Source organism: Candidatus Pantoea communis (genome assembly GCF_011752685.1).
GTDB lineage: Bacteria > Pseudomonadota > Gammaproteobacteria > Enterobacterales > Enterobacteriaceae > Pantoea > Pantoea communis.
On the sequence record NZ_VWXC01000009.1, the window covers coordinates 15,401 to 34,334 of the forward strand.

Here is an 18,934-nt window from a genome sequence, read left to right on the forward strand (position 1 = left end):
ATCAAGTTGCCAAAAGCACGCCTGTATACAATACGGCGTGCTTTTTTCTTATTGGCGGCTACAACTTTAAGAGTCGAGATTTCCCCCACGGCTCAGGAGCGGAATGAATGGTGTTAGTGGAATTATTGATTGTCCTGCTGGCGATCTGGCTGGGTGCACGTCTAGGCGGCATCGGGATTGGATTTGCCGGCGGATTGGGCGTACTGGTGTTGACGCTGTTCTGCGGCATGAAGCCGGGCGCGATTCCCTTCGATGTGATCGAAATTATCATGGCAGTGATTGCCGCAATTGCCGCGATGCAGATTGCAGGCGGACTCGATTACATGGTCGGTTTGGCCGAGCGCCTGCTGCGCCGTCATCCGCGTTACGTCACCTTCCTCGCCCCACTGGTCACCTATGTAATGACGCTGCTGGCAGGCACGGGGCATACCGCTTTCTCCACGCTGCCGGTGATTGCTGAAGTCGCCAAAGAGCAAGGCGTTCGCCCTTCTCGCCCGTTATCGATCGCCGTCGTCGCCTCGCAAATTGCCATTACCGCTTCGCCGCTCTCTGCTGCAGTGGTGTTCTTCGCGTCGATTCTGGAACCGCGCGGTGTCAGCTATCTGGCGCTGCTGGGCGTATCGATCCCAGCCACGATGACCGCGATATTCTGTGCCGCCGTGATCACCAGCTTTCTTGGTAAAGAGTTAAAAGAAGACGAGGTGTATCAGGCGCGCTTAGCCAAAGGTGAAGTCACACTGCGCGGAGAACGCGTCTATGACATTAAGCCTGGCGCCAAACGTGCGGTCGGGCTATTCCTGATCGGCATAGCGGCAGTTGTGCTCTACGCCACGGCGATCAGCGACAGCGTTGGATTAATCAGCAACCCAATGCTGCCTCGTAACGAAGCGATTGTGGTGTTTATGCTCACCGTTGCCACACTGATTTGCCTAACCTGCAAAGTGGATACCGGCGAAATCCTCAGCGCCAGTACGTTCAAATCCGGTATGAGTGCCTGTATCTGCGTGATGGGAGTGGCATGGCTAGGCGATACCTTTGTCAAAGCCCACCTGGCGGACATCCAGACTGCGGCTGGCGATATGTTGCAGAGCTACCCGTGGATGCTGGCGTTAATATTGTTCTTCGCTGCTACCCTGCTCTATTCACAGGCAGCGACCACCAAGGCGTTGATGCCTGCGGCACTGATGCTCGGCGTTTCCCCGCTGGCCGCCGTTACCTCCTTTGCCGCCGTTTCGGCGCTGTTTGTGTTGCCAACCTACCCCACCTTATTGGCAGCCGTAGAAATGGATGACACCGGTTCGACCCGAATCGGCAAGTTTGTGTTTAATCACTCCTTTATCATTCCCGGCGTGTTGGCGATTGCCTTCTCCGTGGCGTTTGGCTTTCTGTTTGGTAGCCTGATTCTGTAGCGCCGTTACATCCTGAAAACCTCGTGGCGAGGCGGCCGTGCTATCATCGCGGCTCATTCGCCACCGGAGCTGATTACATCCTCATGGCTGCACGACTTTATCGCCTGATGGGCCTTTGCCTTGCATTGCTGTTTTGCTTTTCAGCACAGGCCAATATCTTCTCACCTAACAATAACAGCCGCTTTGTGCCTGTGGATCAGGCATTTGGCTTCGATTTCAGCCAGCAGGGCAACCAACTCACACTGAGCTGGAAGGTGAAGGACGGCTATTACCTTTATCGTCAGCAGATTCATGTGACGCCGCAAAAAGCACAGATGGCACCGTTGGCTCTGCCGCCAGGACAGCCGCATGAGGATGAGTTCTTCGGCAAGAGCGAAATCTATCCGCAGGATTTACAGGTCCCGATCACTCTGCATCAGGCTGAGTCTGGTGCCACGCTCACGGTGACCTATCAGGGCTGTGCGGCCGCCGGATTCTGCTATCCGCCCGAAACCCGTTCGGTGCCGCTTAACCCGGTTGCCGCCAATCACGATGCCCCCGCCGTTAACGCGCAGCCTGCACAACAGCGCACGCCACTGCCGTTTTCACCGCTGTGGGCGCTGCTGATTGGCATCGGCGTTGCCTTCACGCCGTGCGTATTGCCGATGTATCCGCTGATCTCCAGCATCATTCTCGGTGGCCAGCGTCGCTACTCTGCTGGACGCCTGTTCGCACTGGCGATGGTCTATGTGCAAGGGATGGCGCTGACCTACACCGTGCTCGGTATGGTGGTGGCCGCCGCAGGTTTACGTTTCCAGGCGGCGCTGCAGCATCCTTACGTATTGATTGGCCTGTCAGCGCTGTTCATGGTGCTAGCGCTGTCGATGTTTGGCTTGTTCTCGCTGCAACTGCCTTCCGGCCTGCAAACGCGCCTGACGCTGTGGAGTAATCGCCAGCAAGGTGGTTCGCTGCCAGGCGTGTTTATGATGGGCGCACTGGCGGGATTGATCTGCTCGCCATGCACCACCGCACCGCTGAGTGCCATTCTGCTGTATATCGCTCAAAGCGGTAATCTGTGGGCCGGTGCGGGCACGCTGTGGCTCTATGCCTTCGGCATGGGCCTGCCGCTGATCGCCGTCACGATGTTTGGTAATAAGCTGCTGCCGAAAAGTGGCCCGTGGATGCAGAGCGTCAAAGAGGGCTTCGGCTTTGTGATTCTGGCGCTGCCGGTGTTCTTACTGGAGCGTGTAGTGGGTGATGTCTGGGGCTTGCGTCTGTGGAGCCTGCTCGGCGTCGCGTTCTTTGCCTGGGCGTTCAGCCTCAGCCTGCGTGCTAATGGCAAATGGCGCATTCTACAAATCCTCATGCTCGCTACTGCGCTGGTGGCCGCTCGTCCGCTGCAGGATTGGGCTTTTGGCAGCAGCGCCAGCGTGCAGTCAGTGGCGCATCTGCCGTTCAAGACGATTGCCAGCAGCGCACAATTGGATAGCGCGCTACAGCAGGCACAAGGTCGCATTACCATGATCGATCTCTACGCCGACTGGTGCGTTGCCTGCAAAGAGTTTGAGAAATATACCTTCAGCGATGAAGGCGTGCGTGCCGACTTAAGTCAGCTACAATTGCTGCAAGCCAACGTCACCGCGAATAACGCGCAGGATAACGCCCTGTTGCAGCATTTACAGGTATTAGGCTTGCCCACCATTCTGTTCTTTGATGCGCAAGGCAAAGAAATCCCTGACTCACGCGTCACCGGTTTCCTTAACGCTGCCGACTTCCGCACGCATTTGCACAATCTGTCGCGTTAAACGACACTGGTTGCAGGACACTGCCCGTTCGTGCGCGAGCGGGCCCGCACTCCAGAGGAGAGTCACTTGCAACGTGAACAGATTCTTGAGCATGCGCTGAATGTGCTTGAGCAGAGCGGCCTTACCGCCACCACTTCCCTGCAGCAGTTGGCCGGTGAGACCGGACTTGATGCAGAACATCTTGAACGTTTCTGGCCCGACCGTGACGCATTATTGTATGACGCGCTGCGCTATCACGGTCAGCAGATTGACAGCTGGCGCCGCCAGATACAGCTCAATGAACATCTCACAGCCCAACAAAAATTGCTGGCACGTTACGACGTGTTAAGTGAGCACGTGAACAAAGGCCGCTTTCCCGGCTGCCTGTTTATCGCCGCCTGCAGCTTCTATCCGCAGCCTGACCAACCCGTACATCAGTTAGCCGAGCAGCAGAAACGCAGCTCATGGCAGTTCACTCATGAAATTCTGGTGGATTTGGCGCTGGATAATCCGACGATGGTGGCCGATCAAATGGAGCTGATTCTCGAGGGTTGTCTGAGCAAGCTGCTAGTGAAACGCAACGTGCAGGATGTGGCCACCGCGCGTCGTCTGGCGGAAGATGTGCTGAGTATCGCGCTGTGCCGACAGAACGGGGCACTGGCCTAAACTTTCGCAGGAGGCCCTTAAGCCCGTGCATCATGCAGGTCATGCAGGTCATGCAGGTCATGCAGGTCATGCAGGTCATGCAGGTCATGCAGGTCATGCAGGTCATGCAGGTCATGCAGGTCATGCAGGTCATGCAGGTCATGCAGGTCATGCAGGTCACGCAATCCTGAATACCGCTTTACCACCAGCGGGCACGTTGAGATTTTGCACACCCTGCCTGAAAAGCAAGCAATCAGTCACGATTGCTACGCTTTTTTGACGAAAGCCGTTGACGGCTGAAAGCCATTAAGGTTTAATGCGCCCCGTTGCCCGGATAGCTCAGTCGGTAGAGCAGGGGATTGAAAATCCCCGTGTCCGTGGTTCGATTCCGCGTCCGGGCACCAACATTCTGAAAACCCAGCTTATGGCTGGGTTTTTGCTTTTCTGCGTTTGACGTTTTCAAAACTTAATCCCTTAGCCCCCCTCAACTTTATTATGTCCCACTTTAAGGACTTAACTCACCTTTAATCATCATAAAGTGCTATATAAGGGACTCTACAATACATCCATTTATCATGACAATGATCCGATAGAGTCCTATAATTTGGACATTAAACGCATGACCGACGATAAAGTGTCTACATTGGGACTTTAAAGATATGACTACTCCTTCCGCATCTGCACTGGCTGAAGAAATTGGCCAGCGACTCAAGCAAGCCCGTCTAAATCGTGACTTAACGCAGACGGAGGTTGCTGAGCGCGCAGGTGTTGCACGTAAGTCTGTGCTCAATGCTGAAAAAGGAAAAGTGCCGTTCGATGTCTTTATCGCCATCATGGTAGCGTTGGATCTCACCGAAAAGCTGGAGCTGTTTCTGCCGCGTCAGGAGATATCCCCGATTCAACTTGCAAAGCTGCAGGGTAAACAAAGGCGGAGAGCTTCAGGGCAACGAAAAGATAAACCGCTCAGGGAGGAGAAATCAGAATGGTAATGGAAGTTATCAATGTTACCTATGCACAACAAGAAGTGGGTGCGTTCTGCAAAGCCGCTGTCTTAGATATTTAAACAGCATCAATGAACATAATCGCATCAAGATAAGCTGCAGGATGCCTCAAGGCATCCTCAAACGACCTGCAACCGAAAATCTTCACCATTCATCCAAATGAAATAGAGAAACTTATTAATGTTAAAGCAGAAAAGTTCGCCCATCGCCCGTAGGTAGTTCAACGTTCAAGCTCAGCTTTCCGCCTAATGCCTCAACATACTTTTTTAGGCTTGAGAGTTTTATATCATCGCCTCGGGCTTCAATAGCTGCTATGGCTGGCTGTGAAACGCCCATTTTCTCGGCTAACTGTACTTGTGAGAGCTCAAGCTCTTCGCGTAAGTGTCGTAATTGAACCTCAATAATTTTAACCGCGACTTTATCCTTAATTCTCTTCTGTGATTCTGGAGATCGTTGTGCAATGAGTTCTTCCAGTTTAGGCATGTATTATTCCTCTCAAATGCTTGCTGTATTCTTGATCTGCTAATTTGATCATTGATCGGTAAAACCGCTTCTGATTGATCCCCGTTTTGTCCCCTGCACACAAGACGATCCCCTTCCTTCTGGGATCGAATGCGAAGAACGCCCGAACAGGTCTACCATTACTTTGCACGCGCAATTCTTTCATGTTTGCATATTGAGAACCGATGATGGTGTCTACATCAGGCCGCCCTAAATGAGGGCCGAAGATTTTCAACACTTCCAGGCTTGCGAGTACATCTTCAATCATTTCATCATCCTGCGCTTTTAGCCACGCTGCAAAATGCTCCGTTGTATCAACGCTCCAGTTGTTCAAAAGTCCCTCACATGAACTGTAGTTTATACGCCTTGGATATAAACTAGAAGTTATATTTGAAGCTTACCCTTTTTCAATACCTGAACGCTTAAGTGAGTTTGAAATAATGTTGAACTGAGATACAACGCGAATAAAACTGCAAACAGCCTGCAAAGTGCAGTCAGTCACAGGTACCGCCCCTAAAGCTCAGAACCCATGAGCAGCATTCATAAGCTCATGCCAATTGCCCCTACAGTCACCAGAGTCTTTCCCCGCTATGCTTGCCGCATCAGTCATTCCTCAAGGCGGGAGACACAATGAAAGAGATTATGATGGTTATCGGGGCAGGTGCGATTGGACAAGCCATCGCGCGTCGCGTGAGTCAGGGCAAAACTGTGCTGCTGGCAGACCTCAATTCGAGAAACTGTGCGGCTGCCGCACAAACCTTACGTGATGCCGGCTTTACGGTAGAAACCAGCCAGGTCGATGTCAGTTCGCGCCAATCGATTCAACATTTGGTGCAGCAGGCCACAGCGCTGGCAGACCTCATAATGGGACCAGAAGGCGGCTACATCAGCGGCAGTGATTTTCTGATGGATGGCGGCGTGACGGCATCTTATTGGTACGGTGATTTGAAGCCCTGATTGATTTTTCCGCCGGAGTTAAAAACCGGCGGAAATTTAAAAACAACTCTCCAGCCATATTATTAATATATGCCACCATAACGAAACCCAATAAAATTAATTATCAGCAAGTTAAAAGGTAGCCTGATAATATTTCGTGATCCTCACTTCGTTAGCCGTAACACAAAATCCGTAACACGATAAATTCCCGTATTCTTGCTCAAACAGAAAAATAACCTCCAATCACAGACAGTAATTTGCGGTCTGGATTCCCCTACTCTGTTAATTACACCCGGAGTTTGTCATGGCTGAAGAGACAATGGCTTTGCCCTGGTATAAGCGGCTTAATCGCCAGCAATGGAAAGCCTTTTGGGCGGCCTGGATGGGCTATATGCTGGACGGATTTGATTTCGTCATTATCACATTAGTGCTTACCGAAATAATGGCGGAATTTAAAGTCAGCACTGCTGAAGCGGCTGCATTAATTTCGGCAGCCTTTATCCTGCGTTGGTTCGGCGGTTTAGCGCTCGGTGCCATGGGCGATAAATACGGGCGTAAAAGTGCCATGATCACCAGCATTATATTATTTGCTGGTGGCACCTTTGCCTGCGGTATTGCACCGAATTACACATGGATGTTTGTTGCTCGTATTTTAGTCGGTATTGGTATGGCGGGAGAATATGGCACCAGCTCGGCTTATGCCATCGAAACCTGGCCAAAAGATATGCGCAATAAAGCCAGTGCATTCCTTAATTCGGGATTTTCTGCAGGCGCGATCTTGTCAGTGTTAGCCTACAGCTGGATTGTGCCGCTGTGGGGCTGGCGCGCACTCTTTTATCTCGGCATCATCCCGGTGTTTTTTGCTTTGTGGCTACGCCGTGCCATTCCGGAAGCTGAAGAGTGGGCAGCGGCAAAAGCCAGAGCAACGACATCCACCATCACCATGGTAGATACCCTTTTTCGTGGCCCCAACCGTAAAAGCAACATACTCAACATCTTGCTGGGAGTCCTCGCGGCGGCGGCACTTTACATCTGTTTCGATCATCAAAGCTCAGGACTTGTTATCGCAGCATTAGCGCTGATCACCGCCGGCATATTTATCCGTTTTCTGGTGCAAAGCGCGGGAGAACGCTGGCCCACCAGCTTGATGCTCACGGTCACTATCGTCTGCGTATTTTTGTATGGCTGGCCGATTCACGCTCTTTTACCAACCTATCTGAAAACCGATCTGCATTACTCACCTGAAGTGGTGGCACTGGTATTTTCCTTCAGCCGCTTTGGGATGGGCCTCGGATGCTGCGTGGCGGGGATTGCAGCCGATCTCATCGGCACGCGTAAAACCTATGTACTGAGTCTGCTGGTCGCCCAGGTGCTGATCATCCCGGTATTTATGCTCAACGGCTCAAACGTCTGGCTGCTATGCCTGCTGATCTTCCTGCAGCAGCTGTTTAGCCAGGGAGTGGGTGGCCTGCTGGCGAAAATGATCAGCGGCTATTTTGATACCGAGCAGCGTGCCGCCAATCTTAGCTTTATCTACAACATCGGTTCACTGGGAGGCGCATTGGCGCCGGTGCTTGGTGCACTGATTGCCCAACACGCATCGCTTGGCGGTGCACTGGGCGGGCTTTCCTTTGGGCTGACCTTCGTGGTGATGCTGCTGATTGGTTTTGATATGCCTTCGCGCGTGCAGCGTTGGTTAAAACCACAAGCCATACGTCATTACGACACCGTTGATGGCACTCCACTCTCCGGTGCATTCACCCGTGAAGATCGCGCCAATTCTTCTCTTACCCCTATAAATCCCAGCAAATCCTGACAGGAGAAATAAAATGACCGCAGGAAATCGTATTTATTTACGCCGTCCCTCCGATGCCGAACCGTTACTGGAAGCGTTCCGCCGTTTACCCGCGGCGGTAGTCGCCGACTGCATGAGTCGCTTGCCTGCGCTATCGGCAGAGATCAGCCTGAAAACGGCGCCTAAAGCCCCCATCATGTGCGGCCTGGCGGTGACGGTAAAAGCGCGCTCTGGCGATAACCTGATGTTGCATAAAGCGCTGGATATGGCCGGGCCGAACGATGTCATCATCCTGTCGAATGAGGGTGACCGCAGCCAATCATTGATGGGTGAAGTGATGGCCACTTATGCCAGACAGCGCGGTATGGAAGGCATCGTGCTGGACGGCCCGGTGCGTGATATTGAGGGCTTATCACGTATGGATTTCCCGATTTATGCCGCCGGACATACGCCAGGTGGCCCTTTCAAAGATGGCCCAGGCGAAATCAACGTGCCGATTGCCTGCGGTAAAATTCACGTTTCACCTGGCGATATCGTATTAGGCGATGCCGACGGCGTGATCGTCATTCCCCGGCAGGATGCCGCGCGCATTCTCGAAGCGGCACAAGCTTACTTGATTGTTGATGAGCATAACTTTGAGCTGGCGAAAACCGGTTCACTGGAACGCGGTTGGCTGGCGGAAGCACTGCAAAACAAGCAGGTAGAAATTATCGATGATGTTTATCGGTAACGTGCCAGCATGACAGCCAAGAATTGCACAGGTCATCATCCATGGTGGCCTGTCTTTCGCTGAGCGCGCAGCTAAAAAACCCGCAATAGCACCACATCACGGTGTACTGCTCACCATCGCCAATTTGCGCTGACGGTTTTCACGCCATACCGCAAAGATTCCTGCCAGTGCAACAATCGATGCACCGAAGAGGGTTGTCGTGCCTGGCAGGCTGTTGAGGAACAGATAGCCAATCAGCATCGACCACACCAGCGTAGTGTAATCAAACGGTGCCAGCAGCGAGGCATCAGCATAGCGCAGGCTGAGTGTCACCAGAATCTGTGCCAGACCGCCAAATAAACCACAGCCCACCAACAGCAGCCACTGCAAGCCAGTGGGCTTTATCCAGCCGAAAAATGCCGTTGCCAGGCCAATCAACGTCGTCATCAGCGAAAAATAGAACACGATCGCGCCCGGTTTTTCGATGCCATTGAGAAAACGGATTTGCACATTCGAGGTGGCCGTACAGAGTGCGGCAATCAATGCAAAAGCAACACCAAGGCTGGCCGTGGTACTGCTGGCGCCACCTGCCAGCACACCCCCACTGGCCGCAAGGCTGGAGGAGAGCATAATCAGGATACCCGACAATCCCACCACGACAGCTACCCAGCGCGACATGCGCACCCGCTCCTTCAACAGCATCGCGGCCATAATCACGGTAAACAACGGTGCGGCATAACTCAGTGCCGTGGCATCAGCCAGCGAGATGTACACCAGCGCCAGATAGTTAAAATACATGCCGCCGGTGCCGGAGAAACCGCGAATGAAGTGGCCAAACAGATTGCGCGTCTTAAGATTCTCCAGCACGTTCCCCTGCACTCTCAGCCAGATTAACAGGGGAAATAGCGCGATAAAGCTGCGGAAAAAAATCACTTCGCCGGTGGGGATAGCACCGTTCAGACCTTTAACACAGGCCAGCATCAGCGTAGCGCTGAGTGCGGCGAATATCTTTAATAACACGCCTAATCGGGGATTCATGCTCTCACTCTTCTCTCTCTACCACGTGCAATCGGCGGGGTTGCCGAGAGGACAACGCGGCTTACACTAGGGAGAAAAATGTGCGCTGGATAACACTTTTTCGCTCTGCCTGAATAGAAATAACTTATCGCCATCGGTCATATCATTTCCCTATTGCATAACACGCTTTCCCTCTTTTTCGCCGCAAAACAAAGCCGATATAGTCCAGAAAAGCGAGATTTTGCGCTCCTAAGCAGTATCCACCATTGAGGGAATGCACATGACCATGAAAAGAGTGACCACCATTGGCTTGGCAATGCTGCCGTTGCTGGCTGTTTCGGCGGCGCAGGCAGATATGATGGCGAACATTAAATCGAGCGGTGAATTGAAATGCGCCGTTTACTCCGACGTACCGCCCTTCTCTTCGCCGGATCCACAAACGCGCCAGCTGGCTGGCATGGATATCGACCTGTGTCACGCTCTGGCCAAGCAGATGAACGTCAAACTGACTCTGGTGCCGACCTCTGTTGAAGCGCGTATCGCGGTGATCGCCACCGGCCGTGCCGATGTGTTGATTGCTAACCTGGCCTACACCAAAACGCGTGGTAATCAGATCCAGTTCAGCGATCCTTACTACGTGGCGAAAGAGATGCTGCTGGTGAAAGCGCCGCTGGCAGATAAACCACTGGACTATTTCAAAGGCAAACGTATCAGCGCCACCAAAGGCACCACGTCAGAGCAATCGATCCACATCAAAGGCGGTAAAGCCGTCACCTTCCAGGATTCTGCCTCCGCCTTCCTGGCGCTGGAGCAGAACAAATCGGTGGGCTTTGTCACTAACACCATGACCGGGATGAAAACCATCGCCCAGGCGAAAAAAGACGGCATCAATCTAGCGATGGTGAAAGAGCCGATGGCGCTGGAACCGATTGGTGTCGGCATGAAAAAGGATGAACCTGCCCTGCTGGCCAGCGTTAACAGCGGCCTGAAAGCGATGGACGACGATGGCACCATCGACAAAATCTGGAACACCTGGATTGGGCCAAATACCGAATACAAAATGGTGCGCGAAGAGCGCGTACAGCCGCTCTCCAGCCTGAAATTTGAACCACTGGAATAATCATGCCCGTGATGTCGCACTCTGATATCCAGCCCGCCAGCGCATCTGCGCTGGCTTGTTCCTCTGCGATCGCCCTTTCCACCATTGGCGCCCGTGCGTGGCTGGTGGAAGCACCGGGCGGATTCGATCTCTCCGCTCAACGCCGCATCTGGTCACTGGCACGTTTGCTACAGGCGGATGAGGCGGTTGAAGCCTTGATCCCCGGCGTCACCAATCTGCTGGTGCTGTTCCGACACATCCCCGAGGACGAAGCCGCCGTTCGTGCTTCGCTGCATGCCGCCTGGGATCAGGCACAGGCGATCAGTCCGCAGGGCAAACTGATTGAAATCCCGGTCTATTACGGCGGCGAGCACGCCACCGATCTGGATGCCGTTTGTCGTCACACCGGGTTCAGCGCACGCGAAGTGGTGCGCCGTCACCATCAAAGCGAATATACCGTGTTTGCTCTCGGCAGCGCGCCGGGCTTTGGTTACTTGCATGGGCTCGATCCGCAATTAGCCACGCCACGCAAGAAAGTCCCCTCGCTCAGTATGCTCAAAGGCACGGTTACCATTGGTGGGGCCCAGGCCGGTGTTTCAGCGCTGACCGGCCCCAACGGCTGGAACGCCATCGGTTTTGCCGAGCTGGAAGTGTTTGATCCTCTGGCTGAGTCCCCCGCGCTGATGGCACCGGGCGATCGTATCCGTTTTCTGCCGCAGAGGATTGAACTGTGATCGAAATTGAACAGAGCGGCGCCCTGAACACGGTTCAGGATCTGGGACGTTTGAACTTCCGCCATATGGGCGTCTCGGTGAGTGGTGTGATGGATCCGCTGGCACTGCGCGCCGGAAATCTGCTGCTCGGCAATGAAGAAAATGCCGCAGCCATTGAAGTTCAGCTGTTCCCATTCCGTGTGCGTTTTTTGCAGGACAGCAGCATTGCGGTAACAGGTGCGGATTGTCGCGCCACTTTAGACGGTGCGCCGTTGCCGCCCTGGTGGGGCTGCGGCGTGCGTGCCGGACAGGTGCTGGAAATGCGTTACCCGCGCAGTGGCGCACGCGGTTATCTCTGTATAGCAGGCGGCATTGATGTGCCAATGGTGCTGGGTTCGCGCAGCACGGCACTTCGTGGTGGCTTTGGTGGCCTGGAAGGCCGCCCGCTGCAGCGTGGCGATCGGTTGGCGCTGGGTGAAACACAGGCATCCCCGTTGCCCAGCAGCGGTATTGGCATTGAGCCGCCCGACAGCGCCCTGCGTGCACATTTCCCGCGTAACAGCGCAGGTGAGATTCAGCTGCGCGCCATTCCATCCGGCGAATATCCCTTGTTTGCTGCCGATGCCGGTCGCTTCTGGCAGCAATCATGGCAGGTCTCCAATCAAAGCAATCGCACCGGATATCGACTGGCGGGCGATCCGATTTTCCCGTCAAAAACCATTGAGATGCGTTCTTACGGGCTGATTCCCGGCATTGTGCAGGTGCCGCCTGGCGGCGAGCCGATCATTCAGCTCAGCGATGCCAACACGGCGGGCGGTTATCCCAAGATCGCCGGGGTGATTGAGCAGGATCTGTGGCGTTTAGGACAGGTATTACCCGGCCAATCGATCCAGCTGATCCAGAGCGATACGCGTGAGGCCATCGCCATCGAGCAACAGGTCGCAGGCTGGCTGAGCCGCTTACGTGTGAGCTGCCCACCGCTGCGTAAAGCGTTAACCGCATAATTTTCCGAAGGAACCCAAATCATGAAGATTGATGTGAACTCCGATATGGGCGAAGGCTTCGGCGTTTATCAACTGTGCGATGACGCCGCGCTGATGAAAGTGGTCTCCTCGGCCAATATCGCCTGCGGATTCCATGCCGGCGATCCGGCGATCATGACCCGAATGGTGCGACTGGCGAAAGAGAATGGTGTCGGCATTGGTGCGCATCCTGGCTTGCCCGATCGCCAGGGCTTTGGTCGTCGCGAGCTGCCGTTCAGTGCCGAAGAGATCTGCCAGCAGGTCGCTTATCAACTCGGCGCGCTGACAGCGATTGCTCAGGCAGAAGGCACGAAGGTGTCGCACTTTAGCTTCCACGCTGCGATGGGCAATATCGTCAACCGCGACGAGGCATTAGCGCACCAGGTCATGATGCTCGTCGCCCGTATTAATGCGGATCTGATTGTGTTCGCACAACCCGATACCATCATTGAGCGAGCGGCACAGGCAGCGGGCTTGAAAACCCTAACGCTGTTCCTCGCCGACCGCGCTTACGATGCACAAGGACGTTTAGTGCCGCGCGGCATTGCCGGTTCGGTGATCAAAGAGGAAGCGGCGCTGCGTGCCCGCGTGCGGCAGTTCCTGCAGCATGGCACCGTCACCACCTTCGAAGGAGAAGTGATAGCCGTGCGTGCCCGGTCGATCCTGGTGCACAGCGATACGCCAGGCTCCCTGGCCCTCGCCACCATCGTACGCAGTGAAATCGAAACCAGCGGCCATCAGGTGGCGCCGGCGGCAGAGGTGCTTGCTCAATAAGTTTTTTTGAATCGCCCAAATAAAAATGGCTGCCTTATCGGCAGCCATTTTTTTCGCCTTCCTTTTAACGGCAGCCAGCGCAGAATGCCGCAATACGATCGCAGCCCGTCTCTAAGCGCTCCATGCTGGTGGCGTAGGACAAGCGGAAGTACGGGCTCATGCCATAAGCCGCACCCTGCACCGTCACCACATGCTGCTCTTCAATCAGCGCCAGCACAAAATCGGCATCGTTGCTGATGAAGCGTCCACCGGCACTGGTCTTGCCGATCAACCCTTCAATGTTCACAAAAAGATAAAATGCGCCTTCTGGCTTATGGCAGCGCAGGCCATCAATCGAGGTCAGACGCTCCAGCACGTAATCACGGCGTTCACGGTAAATGCGTGCGCGCTCCTGCAACAGATCTTGTGGACCTTCCAGCACCGCCACCGCTGCTGCCTGCGTCAGGGTACAGACGCCGCCGCTGTTCTGGGTGTTCACATTGCTCATCGCTTTAATCAGCGGTGCAGGACCGCCGCAAAAGCCCAGACGCCAGCCTGTCATGGAATAGGCTTTCGACACGCCGTTCACCGTCAGCACACGGTCATACAGGCGCGGTTCAACCTGCGCCAGGGTATAGAAACGTACATCGTCGTAGATCAGATGCTCATAGATATCATCCGTCATGATCCACACCTGCGGATGGCGCAGCAGCACGTCACCCAGCGCCTGCAACTCGGCTTTGCTGGCCACCGAACCGGTTGGGTTGCTCGGATAGTTCAGCAGCAGCCATTTGGTCTTGTCAGTGATCGCCGCATCCAGATCCGCTGGCAGCGGTTTAAAGCCATTCTCCTGCGCACACGGCAGCGGCACCGGCACACCACCGGCAAATTTCACGATATCGGCATAGCTGATCCATGACGGCGTCGGGATCACCACTTCATCGCCCGGATTGATGGTCGCCAGGATGGCGTTAAAGATGATCTGCTTCGCGCCACCGGCCGTCAGAATCTGGCTGACGTCATACTCCAGTTGGTTATCCCGTTTGAATTTCAGCTGGATAGCTTTGCGCAGCGCAGGCGTACCGTCGGTCGGTGGATAGCGCGTGTCGCCCGCGCGTGCAGCGGCGTAGGCGGCTTCAATCGCATGTTCCGGCGTGGGGAAATCCGGTTCGCCGGTAGAAAGTGCTACCACATCAACGCCCTGCGCCGCGAGATCGCGCGCTTTTTGGGTCATGGCAACGGAGGCGGAAACGGTCACATTCTTTAAACGATCGGCTATCTCGGGCATGGTCAATCCTGGGTTCGGGGGATGTTAGTTTTCCCTGAGCATAGGATTAGGGCCGAAGCCACGGATAATAGTGCTTTGTTGTGGTGATATAACACAAAGCGATGACTGGACCGACTGCACACTTCTGCCATAAAGGCGGCAGATTGACTCAGAATTGCGCGACAGGTCACGCCCGCACGCCTGACGGAATGTTAATAAAGTGTTACTTTCTTTCCCAGGTTACATCCCGAACCCACGATTTTCCTTGCCCGTCACTGGCAATGCTGATGGGTCAACTGCACTCATTCGGTGCAGCGCTGCATTTTTCAACACCCGCCATGCCGGCGGCTCACTAGCTCAGCACCAGCCTCAGGAGGCCCGGTAGCCGTACCCTCCTGTCTGAGTTCAATAACGAAAGCTTATCCTGGCATCAACTTTGCTTGATGAGGATATGCGTTCTGTTTGAGGGAAGTGTCCATGAATCTTCGTCGCCTGAAGTACTTTGTTAAAATTGTTGACGTCGGAAGCCTGACGCAAGCTGCCGATATCCTGCATATAGCCCAACCCGCGTTGAGCCAGCAGCTGGCTACGCTGGAAGGTGAAGTCAATCAACAGCTGTTGATTCGCACCAAACGCGGTGTCACGCCTACTGAAGCCGGGAAAACACTCTATTCCCATGCACAGTCCATTTTGCGCCAGTGCGAACAGGCGCAAAGTGCGATTGATCTGGTCGGCGCTGCGCTGAGTGGCAGTGTTTCCGTCGGGCTGGCACCGGGTACAGCGGCGCAAAACCTGGCGCTACCGCTGATGATGGAAGTGCAGCAGCAGCATCCTGGCATCGTGCTCTATTTTAACGAAAACTTCGGCACCACCCTGAGCGAGCTGATCATGAACGGGCGTATGGATATGGCGGTGATTTACGATCATCGCACCATCCATGGCCTGCGCTTCATGCCGCTGATGAAAGAAGATCTGTGCTTCGTTTGCCCGTTCAGCCTGGCAAAACCGGTGAAAGAGATCCCGCTGTCACAGGTCGCGCAATATGATCTGTTCCTGCCACGTATCTACAACATCATGCGCAAAGTGCTGGATGACGCCTTCGTGCAGAACAACCTGCAGTACCGTGTGAAGTGCGAAATTGAGTCGCAAACCACCCTAAATGCGGCGTTGAGTGCCGGTCTGGGCACCACCATCATGCCGGAATCCGCCGCACGCGCGATGCTGAAAAACGGGGATACCTGGATGGCGAAGATCATCGAGCCGGATGTGCAGGCTTCGCTGTCATTCTGCATGTCGGATCATCTGCCGCTGTCCCAGCCTGCAGAAGCGGTGAAATCCATCTTGCTGTCGCTGATGTCGCGCCGCAACGTGGAGAATCATCCACTGACTCTGGTGGGATAAGACCCGCTTATCACCGCAAAGCGAAACCCTCTTACAACCCGTCTGACGAACGCGCTAGATTGATTCGGTCTGTTGCCCGCTTCGGCGGGCGTGTTTCGCTTTGACGGGAACCCCATGGAAAAAACTGCGATACCGCTGCCGACGCTGCGTGCGTTGGCGCGCAAGATGCAACGATCCGGCCTTAACAGCCTGGCGTTAGAGGGCAAACAGTGGTCGGTGCGTCTGACGTTTGACCCGCCCTCCTTCTCATCCCCAACGGCGATCCCGACGCAAGCGTGCCCGCCCGTGACGCATCGCATTGGCGCGCCCCTGCCCGGCACGCTGCTGCGTCGCCACCCACACAGCCAGCAAGATTTTGTCCAGTCTGGACAGCAGGTAGAACCTCGGGATCTGCTGGCGATGGTGCAGGTCGGCCCCCTGTACGTGCCGGTGCTCAGCCCCTGCAAAGGGCGGGTGCAGCCATTCCCCTCTGCAACGCGATCTGCGGTTGAATACGATGAAGAAATTCTTATTATTCAATCGGATAATTAATCATTAATCCGGTTATAAGGGGCTCTTATCGCCTCACAGTTTTTATGTCTTATGCCCTTGCGGCATAACTGCATAAAGTCAAAAAAGACCCATTACGCCGGACACACACCTGGCGAGACGAGGAAACACAAATGCCATTCTCAGATTACAAAACCGCGCTGGTGACCGGCGCATCGGCGGGCATGGGCGAAGCGATTGTTGAGCGCCTGTGCAAAGAGGGGATCACCGTGCACGCGGTGGCACGTCGTAAAGAGCAACTGGCCGCGCTGGCCGATCGCACTGGCTGCATCCCGCATGCCGTGGATGTCAGTGACGTCAATGCGCTGACCGCGCTGTGCAAAGACCTGGAAATCGATATCCTGGTCAACAATGCAGGTCTCTCTCATCCTGGTTCGATTCTTGATGCCGACGAAAACGTGGTAGAAACCCAGGTCGATGTCAATCTGCGTGCAGTGCTGCACCTGTGCCGCTTGCTGGTACCGGGCATGATGGCGCGTGACCGTGGCCACGTATTCAACATCACCTCGATTGCCGCCATCTACAACTTCAACGGCAACTCGGTGTATCACGCCACCAAAGCCGGGGTGCATGCCCTGTCACGCCAGCTGCGCGTGGACTGCTATGGCAAACGTGTGCGCATCACCGAAATCTGCCCAGGCCGCGTCGCCACTGATATTTTCGGCAACGTTTCAGGCGATCACGATGAGGCGCGTCGCCGCTTTATCGATGGGTTCGAACTGCCGCAGGCCAAAGATATTGCCGACTGCGTGGCCTTTGCGCTGTCTGCGCCAGTCGCCGTCAACATCGGCAACATCGAAATTACCCCGACGCTGCAGGTGCCGGGCGGTCTTTCCACTATGCGACCGGGCGACCGCACCGCGTAAAACCGTACAATGAGGTAACTGTATGGCACTTGATTTCAGCAGTGTGATAACCGGCCATTACGGCCAGATGATCGTTGACGGAACGGTGGTCACCCTTGAACTGGCGTTGGGTGCCTGGCTGCTGGCGATGGTTCTCGCCCTGCTATTGGTGGTGGTCCGCCTGACGGAGAATCGTCTTGCCGTTGGGCTGGTTAAGGCGTATGTCTCCTATCACCGCAACGTGCCCACGCTGATTCAGTTGATGATGTGGTACTTCGCGATCCCCACCCTGCTGCCAGAATCGCTGCAGATGATGATCGTTGACTACAACGCCGAGTTTTTATTTTCTCTTATCGCGCTCGGGCTGTGCCAGGCCGCTTACTTCTCTGAAGATATCCGTAGCGGCCTGCGGGCCATTCCAGACGGACAGAATGAGGCCGCCCGCGCGCTTGGCATGAGCTATGTCCGCGCCATGCACTCAGTGATTTTGCCGCAGGGTGTGCGCAATGCGCTGCCATCCGTGGTCAATCACACCGTGCTGCTGTTTAAAAACACCAGTCTGGCGATGGTGATTGGCGTGGCAGACCTCACCTATGTAACGCGTGATATCGAGAACCAAACCTTCCGTACCTTCGAATCCTACTTAGTGGCAACCGTGGGTTACCTGTTCTTCTCCCTGCTGCTGATGGGCTTGGGCGCGCTGCTGGCCCGCCGCTTCCAGCGCGTTTACGCGAGGTAATGGCGATGTTTGAGATCTTCACCATTTTGCATGACAACGGCATGCTGCTGTTAATGGGCCAGTATCCTAACGGTCCGCTGGGCGGCGTACTCTGTACGCTTTTGATCTCCGTGCTGGCAGTATTGCTGGCCTTCCCCATCGGTGTGTTGCTCGGCCTGGCGCGTCTGTCGCCGTGGCGCTGGCTGAGCTGGCCCGCCACCTGTTGGGTGTATCTGCTGCGCGGCATTCCGCTGATGATGGTGGTGTTCTGGACCTACTTCTGTGTCCCGTTGCTGATTGGCCACAACATCAGCGGCTTCGCCACCATGCTGTGTACGCTGGTGATTTACGAAAGCGCCTACATCGCTGAGATCGTGCGTGGCGGCATTCAGGCACTGCCGCACGGCCAGTATGAAGCGTCACGCGCGCTGGGTATGAGCCACCTGAAAACCCTGCGTTTAGTGATTCTGCCGCAGGCGCTGTTTAACACTTTGCCGAGCCTGGTGAGCCAGCTGGTTTCGATCATCAAAGACTCCACGCTCGGCTACGTGATTAACGTGCCGGAGCTGACCTTTGCCGCTAATCAGGTCAGCAATCAACTGCTGACCAAACCGTTCCAGGTGTTCGCCATCGTGGCGCTGAGCTACTACATCATCTGCTTCAGCCTCACCTGGCTGGCTAACAAACTTGAAGCGCATATTGCGCAGAAACGTCGCCAACCGCCGCAGGCGAATCCCAGCGTAGCGCCCGCGGTGATGCTGACTAAAACCTCTTCGCAATAAGGAACCACT

Annotated in this window: 21 protein-coding genes and 1 tRNA gene; 18 read left to right on the forward strand and 4 right to left on the reverse strand. The window is 54.9% G+C overall.

Annotated elements, in window-relative coordinates; all coding sequences use genetic code 11:
• The first annotated feature begins 107 nt into the window (after positions 1 to 107).
• The 6 genes from F3J37_RS13250 to F3J37_RS13275 all read left to right on the forward strand — a co-directional run bounded on the left by F3J37_RS13250 (position 108) and on the right by F3J37_RS13275 (position 4,806).
• Positions 108 to 1,409 carry an anaerobic C4-dicarboxylate transporter gene (locus F3J37_RS13250; RefSeq protein ID WP_166933793.1) on the forward strand — a complete coding sequence of 434 codons (1,302 nt, stop codon included), beginning with the start codon at positions 108 to 110 and terminating at the stop codon, positions 1,407 to 1,409.
• Positions 1,410 to 1,492: 83 nt separating this feature from the next.
• Positions 1,493 to 3,193 carry a protein-disulfide reductase DsbD gene (locus tag F3J37_RS13255; RefSeq protein WP_166933795.1) on the forward strand — a complete coding sequence of 567 codons (1,701 nt, stop codon included), beginning with the start codon at positions 1,493 to 1,495 and terminating at the stop codon, positions 3,191 to 3,193.
• Positions 3,194 to 3,259: 66 nt separating this feature from the next.
• Positions 3,260 to 3,838: a division control transcriptional repressor DicD gene (dicD, locus tag F3J37_RS13260; RefSeq protein WP_166933797.1), complete on the forward strand. Its 579-nt coding sequence runs from the start codon at positions 3,260 to 3,262 to the stop codon at positions 3,836 to 3,838.
• Between the two features lie 32 nt (positions 3,839 to 3,870).
• Positions 3,871 to 4,008 (forward strand): hypothetical protein, encoded by a 138-nt coding sequence (locus F3J37_RS28130; protein WP_240154100.1) that lies wholly within the window; start codon positions 3,871 to 3,873, stop codon positions 4,006 to 4,008.
• A 137-nt stretch (positions 4,009 to 4,145) separates the two neighbouring features.
• A tRNA-Phe gene (locus F3J37_RS13270) sits at positions 4,146 to 4,221 on the forward strand.
• Between the two features lie 255 nt (positions 4,222 to 4,476).
• Entirely contained in the window at positions 4,477 to 4,806 is a 330-nt protein-coding gene (locus F3J37_RS13275; RefSeq protein WP_045831892.1) for a helix-turn-helix domain-containing protein, read from the forward strand.
• 195 nt (positions 4,807 to 5,001) lie between these two features.
• Here F3J37_RS13275 and F3J37_RS13280 read toward each other — a convergent pair whose 3' ends face one another.
• On the reverse strand, positions 5,002 to 5,301 hold the full coding sequence (locus F3J37_RS13280) for a helix-turn-helix domain-containing protein (RefSeq protein WP_166933802.1): 300 nt from the start codon (positions 5,299 to 5,301) through the stop codon (positions 5,002 to 5,004).
• Positions 5,294 to 5,653, reverse strand: a complete 360-nt coding sequence (locus tag F3J37_RS13285; RefSeq protein WP_034826694.1) for a type II toxin-antitoxin system RelE/ParE family toxin — start codon at positions 5,651 to 5,653, stop codon at positions 5,294 to 5,296. The genes F3J37_RS13280 and F3J37_RS13285 overlap by 8 nt, the downstream gene beginning before the upstream one ends.
• A gap of 296 nt (positions 5,654 to 5,949) precedes the next feature.
• Between F3J37_RS13285 and F3J37_RS13290 the strand changes: the two genes are divergently transcribed.
• The 3 genes from F3J37_RS13290 to F3J37_RS13300 all read left to right on the forward strand — a co-directional run bounded on the left by F3J37_RS13290 (position 5,950) and on the right by F3J37_RS13300 (position 8,780).
• Positions 5,950 to 6,276, forward strand: coding sequence for an SDR family NAD(P)-dependent oxidoreductase (locus tag F3J37_RS13290; protein WP_166933804.1), 327 nt, complete (start codon positions 5,950 to 5,952; stop codon positions 6,274 to 6,276).
• A 283-nt stretch (positions 6,277 to 6,559) separates the two neighbouring features.
• Positions 6,560 to 8,071, forward strand: a complete 1,512-nt coding sequence (locus tag F3J37_RS13295) for a sialate:H+ symport family MFS transporter (protein WP_166933806.1) — start codon at positions 6,560 to 6,562, stop codon at positions 8,069 to 8,071.
• A gap of 13 nt (positions 8,072 to 8,084) precedes the next feature.
• Complete coding sequence (locus F3J37_RS13300; RefSeq protein WP_034826696.1) at positions 8,085 to 8,780, forward strand: RraA family protein; 696 nt, start codon at positions 8,085 to 8,087, stop codon at positions 8,778 to 8,780.
• A gap of 96 nt (positions 8,781 to 8,876) precedes the next feature.
• Here F3J37_RS13300 and F3J37_RS13305 read toward each other — a convergent pair whose 3' ends face one another.
• A complete protein-coding gene (locus F3J37_RS13305) occupies positions 8,877 to 9,797 on the reverse strand; it encodes a DMT family transporter (RefSeq protein WP_166933808.1) in 921 nt (306 codons plus the stop codon).
• Between the two features lie 259 nt (positions 9,798 to 10,056).
• Here F3J37_RS13305 and F3J37_RS13310 point away from each other — a divergent pair, with 259 nt between their 5' ends.
• Genes F3J37_RS13310 through F3J37_RS13325 form a run of 4 tightly spaced genes read left to right on the forward strand, consistent with a single transcriptional unit; the run spans position 10,057 to position 13,384 of the window.
• Complete coding sequence (locus tag F3J37_RS13310) at positions 10,057 to 10,896, forward strand: transporter substrate-binding domain-containing protein (RefSeq protein WP_058961861.1); 840 nt, start codon at positions 10,057 to 10,059, stop codon at positions 10,894 to 10,896.
• Positions 10,897 to 10,907: 11 nt separating this feature from the next.
• Complete coding sequence (pxpB, locus tag F3J37_RS13315; RefSeq protein ID WP_370662130.1) at positions 10,908 to 11,609, forward strand: 5-oxoprolinase subunit PxpB; 702 nt, start codon at positions 10,908 to 10,910, stop codon at positions 11,607 to 11,609.
• Positions 11,606 to 12,592, forward strand: coding sequence for a 5-oxoprolinase subunit C family protein (locus tag F3J37_RS13320; protein ID WP_166933812.1), 987 nt, complete (start codon positions 11,606 to 11,608; stop codon positions 12,590 to 12,592). The genes pxpB and F3J37_RS13320 overlap by 4 nt, the downstream gene beginning before the upstream one ends.
• A 21-nt stretch (positions 12,593 to 12,613) precedes the next feature.
• On the forward strand, positions 12,614 to 13,384 hold the full coding sequence (locus F3J37_RS13325) for a 5-oxoprolinase subunit PxpA (RefSeq protein ID WP_166933814.1): 771 nt from the start codon (positions 12,614 to 12,616) through the stop codon (positions 13,382 to 13,384).
• Between the two features lie 64 nt (positions 13,385 to 13,448).
• Here the strand turns inward: F3J37_RS13325 and F3J37_RS13330 are convergent, their stop codons facing one another.
• On the reverse strand, positions 13,449 to 14,651 hold the full coding sequence (locus tag F3J37_RS13330) for a pyridoxal phosphate-dependent aminotransferase (protein ID WP_034826708.1): 1,203 nt from the start codon (positions 14,649 to 14,651) through the stop codon (positions 13,449 to 13,451).
• A 456-nt stretch (positions 14,652 to 15,107) separates the two neighbouring features.
• Here F3J37_RS13330 and nac point away from each other — a divergent pair, with 456 nt between their 5' ends.
• The 5 genes from nac (at position 15,108) to F3J37_RS13355 (ending at position 18,925) form a co-directional block, all read left to right on the forward strand.
• Complete coding sequence (gene nac, locus F3J37_RS13335; protein WP_034826712.1) at positions 15,108 to 16,031, forward strand: nitrogen assimilation transcriptional regulator NAC; 924 nt, start codon at positions 15,108 to 15,110, stop codon at positions 16,029 to 16,031.
• Positions 16,032 to 16,145: 114 nt separating this feature from the next.
• On the forward strand, positions 16,146 to 16,562 hold the full coding sequence (locus tag F3J37_RS13340) for an acetyl-CoA carboxylase biotin carboxyl carrier protein (protein WP_166933816.1): 417 nt from the start codon (positions 16,146 to 16,148) through the stop codon (positions 16,560 to 16,562).
• Positions 16,563 to 16,693: 131 nt separating this feature from the next.
• Complete coding sequence (locus F3J37_RS13345; RefSeq protein ID WP_160868463.1) at positions 16,694 to 17,446, forward strand: SDR family oxidoreductase; 753 nt, start codon at positions 16,694 to 16,696, stop codon at positions 17,444 to 17,446.
• Positions 17,447 to 17,468: 22 nt separating this feature from the next.
• Positions 17,469 to 18,164, forward strand: coding sequence for an amino acid ABC transporter permease (locus F3J37_RS13350; RefSeq protein ID WP_058961854.1), 696 nt, complete (start codon positions 17,469 to 17,471; stop codon positions 18,162 to 18,164).
• 5 nt (positions 18,165 to 18,169) lie between these two features.
• The gene (locus tag F3J37_RS13355) at positions 18,170 to 18,925 is read left to right on the forward strand and encodes an amino acid ABC transporter permease (protein WP_034826721.1); all 756 of its coding nucleotides are present in this window, start codon (positions 18,170 to 18,172) and stop codon (positions 18,923 to 18,925) included.
• Positions 18,926 to 18,934: the final 9 nt, after the last annotated feature.